The sequence below is a fragment of the Methanocalculus sp. genome (assembly GCF_029762515.1).
In the GTDB taxonomy this organism is placed as follows: Archaea; Halobacteriota; Methanomicrobia; order Methanomicrobiales; family Methanocorpusculaceae; genus Methanocalculus.
Window position 1 is genome coordinate 1 of the sequence record NZ_JARVGN010000425.1, and the last position, 1,877, is coordinate 1,877.

General features: G+C 48.7%; 1 protein-coding gene. It reads right to left on the bottom strand.

Annotated elements, in window-relative coordinates; translation table 11 throughout:
• A partial coding sequence (locus QCH34_RS11770; protein WP_300334424.1) for a PAS domain S-box protein occupies nucleotides 1–1,825 on the bottom strand: 1,825 nt, incomplete at its 3' end.
• Nucleotides 1,826–1,877: the final 52 nt, after the last annotated feature.

The window sequence follows — 1,877 nt, forward strand, 5'->3', positions numbered from 1 at the left end:
CCAGGCAACCATCACTCAGATACTCCATGGTCCAATCAAGATCATTTTTACAGCGATATGCAATCCCCGGCATATTACTGATTAAGGATTGTAATTTGCGTTCACTCTCCCGGAGTGCCATCTCGGCTTCTTTCCGCTCAGTGATATCCTGACCCTGGGCAATGGTGGCAACGATCGTCTCTCCATCGCTTCCCCGGATATTTGCCGAATTCCAGAGGAGAGTTCTTACTTCCCCTGAGCGGTGCCGGATTGGTATCTCGACGACATCCCACATCTCCCCCGCCATGGCTCTTCGGATCAGATCCATCGATTCTTCCCGCCTCTCATCCGGGAAGAGCATTTCAAGATCAGATCCGATCGCCTCCTTTGGCGGTATGCCGGTAAGCCTCGAAAAAGCTTTATTGAATTTTGTTATCCTGAGATCACTATCCCAGACGATGATCGGGGCATTGGCGTACGTGATGAGGTTTCCAAGATATTCATTAGTCTCCTCCAGCATATCCCGCATGCTGATAATCTCCTCAAGCTGGGTTCTGAGCTCTTCCTCAGCTCCAGCCAGCTCTTCGTTCTTCTGGAGAAGCGCCAGTTCCGCCTTCTTTACATCTGTGAGATCGTGAAACGAGGCAACAGACTGACGTGTCCCCGGGATCATACCAACTGTCAGGTGGATGGGACGTGACTCCCCGTAACGGTTGATGAAGGTAAACTCATATTGTTCTGGGGGATCTGCCTTCCCCTCCCTCCTCTGCCGGTGATAGGCGTTCATCCGCACGAGATCCTGCTGGCTCACAAATTCTGTCCAGCTCATTCCGATCAATTCATCCTGTGAATATCCGTAGAGCTGTGCAAAGGCACTGTTTGCTAACGATATGCTGGTGTCTTCCTCGATAATTATCGTCGCTGCTTCGGTATTTTCAAAGATTGCCCTGTATCGCTCCTCAGAGAGCAGAAGCTGCCGTTGTGCGGCAATGTTCTCTTCCAGATGTGCCCGGATCTCCTCATCAGATGCTGCCAGCTCTTCATTCTTTTTCTTTAGCAGAATGTCACGTTCCATGAGTTCAGTGATATCCCTGCCAACAGACTGGTATTCACGGACCTTGCCGTAATCATCAAAGAATGCCCGAGTACTCCAACGATCCCATACGATCTTATTGTCGGGGAGAATTGTCCTCTGGTCAATGATGCTTTCAGGGTTTTTGGGGGTGAGCGAGGCAAAATGACGAGTGACTTTATCCTGATAGTCTATGTGGATGAGTGGTTTGAATCGTGTTCCAATCAGTTCTTCAGCAGACTTTTTGAATCTCCGGCAATAAGCATCATTGACAAAGAGAAAAGTGCCATCAGGGAGGAAACGGCAGATGAACTCGGACTGGGTTTCTACGACGTTTCGATACCGCTCTTCGCTTTCACGGAGGGAAGTTTCAGCCTTTCTTCTTTTTGCAGCATATACTACCTTATTCGCAAGTTCAGCAAACTGCGCCTTCGGATCTCCTCCCTTCTGGAGATAGAAGTCGGCACCTTCGTTCAGTGCCTCGATGACGACCTCCTCACGCCCCTTTCCGGTAAAGATGATAAAGGGTGTCGTGTCCTTTCTTGATCGCAGATATTTTAAAAAGGCGATACCATCACACTTGGGCATCTGGTAGTCGGAGATGATCGCATCAAATGGCTGCTCTTTGAGAAGCGTAATCCCTTCTTCTGGCCCGCCTGCTGTTGTGACGGTAAATTCCCCCGTTTTTTCGAGAAAGATCTTTCCGATTGCAAGGAGTCCGGGCTCATCATCCACATAGAGGATTGAGAGGGTTTGATCGCATATATCGACCATCAAGCTATGGTAGCATCGAAAACAGATAAAATTATGTTATGCTGTATAATTT